7 protein-coding genes and 1 pseudogene are annotated in these 6,169 nt (G+C 71.2%); 3 read left to right on the top strand and 5 right to left on the bottom strand.

From position 1 onward, the window contains the following. The 3 genes and pseudogenes from B4E30_RS08855 to cofC all read left to right on the top strand — a co-directional run. Positions 1-681 (top strand): annotated as a pseudogene (locus B4E30_RS08855) (alpha-lytic protease prodomain-containing protein); the annotation flags it as partial. Then, the gene (gene fgd / locus B4E30_RS08850) at positions 678-1,697 is read left to right on the top strand and encodes a glucose-6-phosphate dehydrogenase (coenzyme-F420) (protein ID WP_286794817.1); all 1,020 of its coding nucleotides are present in this window, start codon (positions 678-680) and stop codon (positions 1,695-1,697) included. The pseudogene B4E30_RS08855 and the gene fgd, both read left to right, overlap by 4 nt. Before the next feature lie 85 nt (positions 1,698-1,782). Next, positions 1,783-2,490, top strand: coding sequence for a 2-phospho-L-lactate guanylyltransferase (cofC, locus tag B4E30_RS08845; protein WP_286794815.1), 708 nt, complete (start codon positions 1,783-1,785; stop codon positions 2,488-2,490). A gap of 258 nt (positions 2,491-2,748) precedes the next feature. Here cofC and B4E30_RS08840 read toward each other — a convergent pair whose 3' ends face one another. The 5 genes from B4E30_RS08840 to B4E30_RS08820 form a co-directional block, all read right to left on the bottom strand. Beyond that, positions 2,749-3,492: a sulfite exporter TauE/SafE family protein gene (locus B4E30_RS08840; protein WP_286794823.1), complete on the bottom strand. Its 744-nt coding sequence runs from the start codon at positions 3,490-3,492 to the stop codon at positions 2,749-2,751. After that, positions 3,492-4,499 (bottom strand): 2-phospho-L-lactate transferase, encoded by a 1,008-nt coding sequence (gene cofD, locus B4E30_RS08835; RefSeq protein WP_286794814.1) that lies wholly within the window; start codon positions 4,497-4,499, stop codon positions 3,492-3,494. The genes B4E30_RS08840 and cofD overlap by 1 nt, the downstream gene beginning before the upstream one ends. Before the next feature lie 2 nt (positions 4,500-4,501). Beyond that, a complete protein-coding gene (locus B4E30_RS08830) occupies positions 4,502-5,296 on the bottom strand; it encodes a uroporphyrinogen-III synthase (RefSeq protein ID WP_286794812.1) in 795 nt (264 codons plus the stop codon). Positions 5,297-5,474: 178 nt separating this feature from the next. Then, positions 5,475-5,747: a hypothetical protein gene (locus B4E30_RS08825; RefSeq protein ID WP_071045210.1), complete on the bottom strand. Its 273-nt coding sequence runs from the start codon at positions 5,745-5,747 to the stop codon at positions 5,475-5,477. After that, positions 5,737-6,138 (bottom strand): phage holin family protein, encoded by a 402-nt coding sequence (locus B4E30_RS08820; protein ID WP_071045209.1) that lies wholly within the window; start codon positions 6,136-6,138, stop codon positions 5,737-5,739. The genes B4E30_RS08825 and B4E30_RS08820 overlap by 11 nt, the downstream gene beginning before the upstream one ends. Positions 6,139-6,169: the final 31 nt, after the last annotated feature.

Below are 6,169 nucleotides of genomic sequence, written 5' to 3'. Positions count from 1 at the left end.
GCGTTCGGCTGCAAGCGCGTGCTGCTGTCGGACGCGTTCTATCCGGCGGTGGTCTCGGATGCGGTCACCCTCGTTCCGGCCGCGCTCGACGCCGTCGACGGCGATGTTCTCACGGCAGCCGACGGCTCCCGACACGAGGTGGATGCACTGGTGCTCGCAACGGGGTTCGCCTCGGCGCAGCAGCCGTACGCCGACCTCGTCACCGGTGAGGACGGCACCCTCGCCGACCACTGGAGCAGCGGGATGACCTCGTTCGCCTCGACCGTGGTCGCCGGGTTCCCCAATCTCTTCGTGCTCAACGGACCCAACGCCTCGCTCGGCCACAACTCCTCCGTGCTCATGCTCGAGGAGCAGGCCGCGTACGCCGTGCGCACCCTCGCGCGCCGCGAACGCGTCGCCGGCGGCGTGCTGCGGGTGGACCCGGCCGCCGAAGCGGCGTACACGGCCGAGATCGACCGCGCCGCCGCATCCACCCCCTGGATCACCGGCGGCTGTCGCAACTGGTACGTCGACCCCCGGTCCGGGCGACTGACGCTCTTGTGGCCCGGCACCGTCGAGGCCTTCCGCGACCGGCTCGCGCGCGCCGACGGATCCGAGTTCCTCGCCCCGGCTCCTGCTGCCGCGACCACCGCATCCACCCCCACGCTGCGCCCACGTCCCTTCCCAGGAGGAGCATCATGACCTTCCCGCTGCGCTTCGGCTACAAGGCATCGTCCGAGCAGTTCGGCCCGAGCGAACTCGTCGAGTTCGGCGTGCTGGCCGAGGAGATGGGCTTCGACTCCGTGTTCCTCTCCGACCACTTCCAGCCCTGGATGCACGACGGCGGCCACGCCCCCGCCGCCCTGCCATGGCTTGGGGCGCTCGGGGCCCGCACCGAACGGGTGCTCATCGGCACATCCGTTCTCACGCCGACCTTCCGCTACCACCCCGCCGTGATCGCGCAGGCCTTCGCGACGCTGGGGGTGATGTTCCCGGACCGCGTCGTTCTCGGCGTCGGCACCGGCGAGGCGCTCAACGAGGTGACGCTCGGGCTGGAGTGGCCCGACGCGCCGGAGCGGTTCCAGCGCCTCAAGGAGGCGATCCTGATGATCCAGCAGCTCTGGACCGACGAACGCGTCACGTACGACGGGACCTACTACTCCGTGAAGGACGCGACCATCTACGACCGGCCGGGCGCCGAGCATCCGGTGCCGATCTGCATCGGCGCCGCCGGACCCGCCGCCACCCGCCTCGCCGGACGCATCGCGGACGGGTTCATCACCACCAGCGGCAAGAACCGCGAGCTGTACACCGACACGCTGCTGCCCGCACTGGCGGATGGCCTCGGCAAGGCCGGGCGCGCATCCGACGCGATCGACACCCTCATGGAGGTGAAGGTGTCGTATCACCCCGACCACGACACCGCCCTCGAGAAGACGCGGTTCTGGGCCCCACTCGCGCTCACGCCCGAGGAGAAGCGCGACGTGCACGATCCGATCGAGATGCAGCGGCGCGCGGCCGAGCTGCCGATCGAACGGGCGGCCTCGCGCTTCATCGTCTCGACCGACCCGGACGAGCACGTCGAGCGGATCTCGGAGTACATCGAACTCGGCTTCCGGCACCTCGTCTTCCACGACCCCGGCCACGACCAGGCCGAGTTCCTGCGCATGTACGGGGCGGAGATCCTCCCGCGCCTGCGCGCGAAGTACGCCTCGTGACCTGCGTCGTGGCCGCTTCGTCGTCGCGCGCGTGCGCGTGCACGAACTCAGGCTGGAGGCACCCCGTTGGCCGGGATGAGGCGGAATGACCCCCGCACAGCCTGAGTTGGTGCACGGCGTCGGAGGTGACCCGGCGGGCGGGCACGACCCGGCGGGCGAGGACGAGCCGGCGAGAGGGGACGACCCGGCGGTTCAGCGGTGGCGCGTCGTCATTCCGGTGAAGCCCGCGCGACGAGGGAAGTCGCGGCTCGCGTCCGGGGCGTCGCGTGAGGGTCTGGCGCGTGCGATCGCGCTGGACACCATCGCCGCGGCGGCCTCGTGCCCGGTGGTCGCGCAGGTGTTCGTCGTGACCGACGACGCGGGGCTGCCGCTGGCCGCGGCCGACATCCCCGGACTTCGGTTCGTCGCCGAGGAGGAGGCTCGCGGCCTCGATGCGGCGATCGCGCTCGGCATGGCGGCAGCGGGAACGGTCGCACATCGCGCCGCGCTTCTCGGCGACCTTCCGGCACTCCGCCCCGACGACCTCGCCGCGGCGCTCGACGCCGCCACCGCGCATCCGCGCTCCGTCGTCGCCGACGCCGAGGGCACCGGCTCGACGCTGGTGACCGCCACCGCAGGGGTGGAATGGACGTCGGCCTTCGGCGACGGATCCTTCGCGCGTCACCTCGAGATGGGGTGCGTGGCGATCGACATCCCACGCGGTTCCACCGTCCGTCGAGACGTGGATACACCGGAGCAGCTGGAAACCGCCGCGACCCTCGGCGTCGGCCCGCATACCGCCGCCCTTCTGTAGCTGCCGCACACCGCCGGCACGCCGACGCCGGTCGGTCCGCCACGCGGACCCGGTCCGTCCGTCCGTCACATCCGTAACCCGGCCCCGCGTGCCGTAACTCAGGCTCAGGGCGCCGGAATCAGCCTTCTCGGGCTGCTGCACAGCTCCACAGCCTGAATTAGGGCACATAGGTGACGGAGACGGGTCTGGGGTGACGGAGACGGGTCTGGGGTGACGGAGACGGGCCTGGGTCGGGGCCGGCAGCCGCGGCCGAGCGGGTCAGAACAGGAGATAGACGGCGCCGACGATGGTGAAGACGATGACCAGACGCTCGAAGAGGCGCTGATCGAGGCGGTTCGCCCACCAGCGCCCGAGGAGAGCGCCGACCACGACGAGCGGCACGAGGATCGCGTCGAGCACCAGGCCCGCGGGTGTGATGATCCCGAGGCCGATGGAGAAGGGCAGCTTGGTGATGTTCACGAGGAAGAAGAACCACGCCGCAGTGCCGAGGAACTCCTTCACGGCGAACCGCGACGCGAGGAAGTACATCGACATCACCGGTCCCGCCGCGTTGGCCACCATCGTCGTGAAGCCGCCGAGCGTGCCGTAGCCGGCCGCGGCGACCGGGTGCGGACCGGCGCCCGCGACGACGGGCGCGAACCGGCGACGCAGCAGGGTGAAGGCGACCACGGCGAGTAGGATCACACCGATCACCCGGCTGACCCACTCGTCGTTCGCCACCGCGAGGAAGACGGCACCGAGCACGAGGCCTACCAGCACGGCGGGCGCGAGCCGCAACAACGCCCTCCAGTTCGCATCACGCCGGTAGGACACGATCGCGAACAGGTCGGCGACGATGAGGAGGACGAGCAGCGTTCCGGTCGATTCCCGAGCCGGCAGAACGGCGGCGAACACCGCCACCGACAGCGTGTTCACCCCGGGGATCGCCGTCTTGGACACCCCGACGACGAACGCCGACAGGGCCAGCAGCAGCCACGCCCACACGGCGAGATCGGGGACGATCACACGCCGGCCAGGGCGAGCGCCGCGTCGACGATGTCAGCCGAGTGCGCGGGGTCGGTCATCCACAGCGGCCGGGCGTGCGCGTCGAGTCCGAGCGCGCGGACGGCGTCGACGGCGGCGGCGTCCTCCTGCGCGACGAGCCAGGAATCCAGCACGCCGTCGCCGCTGCGCGCACCGTACAGTCCGGCGACGCCGACGGCCGAGGTCTCCACGCCGATCGCGGTCAGGCACACGTCGGCCATGCCGCGCACGACCCGGCCGCCGATGATCGGCGAGACGCCGACGACCGGCGCGTCGGTGCGGCGCAGGGCCGAACGGATGCCGGGAACGGCCAGGATCGGTCCGATCGACACGACCGGGTTCGACGGGGCGACGAGCACGACGTCGGCCGCGACGATCGCCTCGGCGACACCGGGCGCAGGCGCAGCCGCGTCGATGCCGGGATTGTCGAAGGCGAGCGGGCGCAGGCTGGCCCGATGCCGGGTCCACCACTCCTGGAAGTGCATCGGCCGCCGCCCCGTCTCCGGGTCGTCGACGGTCACGATCGTGTCGACCTCGGCGTCGGTCATCGGCAGCAGGCGCGCGCCGAGATCCCACCGGGCCGCCATCAGCTCCAGCACTCGGGTCGGCGTCGCCCCGTCGCGCAGCCATCCCGTCCGCGCGAGGTGGGTGCCGAGGTCGAGGTCGCCCAGGGTGAACCACGGCCACCCGGCGCCCCACGCCTGCAGCTCGGCGTTCACGCGTTCGGAATCGTTCTCACGACCCCAGCCGCGCTGGGTGTCGTTGACCCCGGCGAGCGCGTACGTGATCGAGTCGACGTCGGGCTGCAGGCGCACACCCGACAGCCACAGGTCGTCACCGGTGTTGACGACCACGGTGAGGTGGTCGGCGGATGCGGCGACGCCGCGTCGCCGGAGCGCCTCCCGCGCGCCCAGGACGAACTTGGACCCGCCGACACCGCCGGCGAGCACCACGATGCGCGGCGTGCCGCCGCCCGGAACCCCCACGCTCAGGGGGCGTATTCGTCAGCCGGTTGCGGAAGGGGGAACCGGGACACGGCAGCGAGAAGGGAATCGACCGACTGCATCTCGGCGATCACGTCGACGAGGAGGCCGGCGCGCTTGGCGTCCTTCGCGGTCCGTGGCCCGATGGCCGCGATGATCGTCGTCTCCGGGATCACCGCGAACTGCTCGCGAACCTGGTCGGCAACCGACCCGCTGGTGACCAGGATCGCGTTGATGCGGCCCGTGCGCACGTCTTCGATGACCTTGTCGGAGGCCGGCACACCCACGGTCCGGTAGGCGACGACGCTGCGCACGTGGTGACCGGCCTCCACGAGCATGCGGGTGAGCACCGGCTTGGCGATCTCGCTGCGGAGGGTGAGCACCTGCCGCGGCTGAGGTTCGGCGGCGATCATCTGCTCGGCCATGCCCGCAGCGGAGTTGTCGCGCTCCGGCACGAGGTCGACCTTGTAGCCGACCGCGGTGAGCGCGGCCGCCGTCGTCTCGCCGACCGCGGCGACCTTCGTCGAGGCCGGGATCTTGGCGTGGTAGGCGTAGAGCACGTCGACAGTGGTGGCACTGGTGACCGTGAGCCAGTCGAAGGCGCCGTTGGCGAGGTCGGCGAGCGACTGCTCGAGCGTCGCCTGATCGGTCGAGGGTGCGAAGTTGATGAGCGGCGCGATGACCGGGGTTCCGCCGCTGCGGCGGATCGTCGCGGCGACGCCGTCGCCCCACGGTCCCCCGCGGGGCACGAGCAGCCGCCATCCGGTGAGGGGCTTGGGCTGCGGTGAAGTGTGATTCATTCGGGAGGCTCTCGTCGATGCACGAGTCGGCCGCCCGGGCGTTCGAGCAACCGACGGGCGGAACGAATCCGGTTCTCGGGCTCGCACCGTCGGCAGCAATCGCACCATTGCACTGCCAGTCCTGAGCATACCCCGCTGGATGAATGCCGGGAACGGTGTGCCGGACCGCCGAGATGAATCAGCGGGTGTAGAGGCGTACGAGGCCCCACACGCCGACGCCGATCGCGGCGGCTCCGGCGACGACGATCGCGACCGCGGCCGCGGGATTGCGCTGGCTGAAAGCCCGCGCATCCGTGATCGTGCGGTCCGTGGCAACGGCCACCCGACGCGGTACGTTCGCCTTCTCTTCGATCGCGAGCAGAGCGGCTTTCAACTCGGCGCGGGCACTCTCGACGGGATCGGTGATGCCGAGGGGCACGGCGGTGCGGGGCAGCGGAGCGTTAGAGCTCATCGCGGACTTCCTTCACATCCTGGGCGATGGACTGGACGGGATTCTGGCGCTTCACGAGCCGGCGGAACCGCATCACGCCCAACAGGGCGAGCACGACCGCGATCAGCACCATCGCGAAGAACACCACGAGTGCGGACAGCCACACCGGCCACCACGACGACAGGCCGGCGATGGCCCAGGCACCCAGCGCCGGTACCGACCAGAACAGCACGAAGAGCGCGGCGACCATCCACAGCGCCCCCCAGCCGCCGTCCTTCGCCGTGCGCGCGAGCCACGCCTTGGCGGCATCGACCTCGGCGATGACGAGCGCCCGGACGAGTTCCGGGATCTCGCCGAGGAGGGTCAGCAGACTGTCGTCCGCGCGGTCGCGGAAACCACGGGGCGTCGACATCTCAGGCCCCGCCGCGAGGTTCGACCGTGAC

It is taken from the genome of Microbacterium sp. UBA3394 (genome assembly GCF_002358725.1).
Taxonomy (GTDB): domain Bacteria; phylum Actinomycetota; class Actinomycetes; order Actinomycetales; family Microbacteriaceae; genus Microbacterium; species Microbacterium luteum.
Note: the sequence above shows the minus strand (reverse complement) of the source record. Positions and strands in the feature narration are given on the sequence as shown.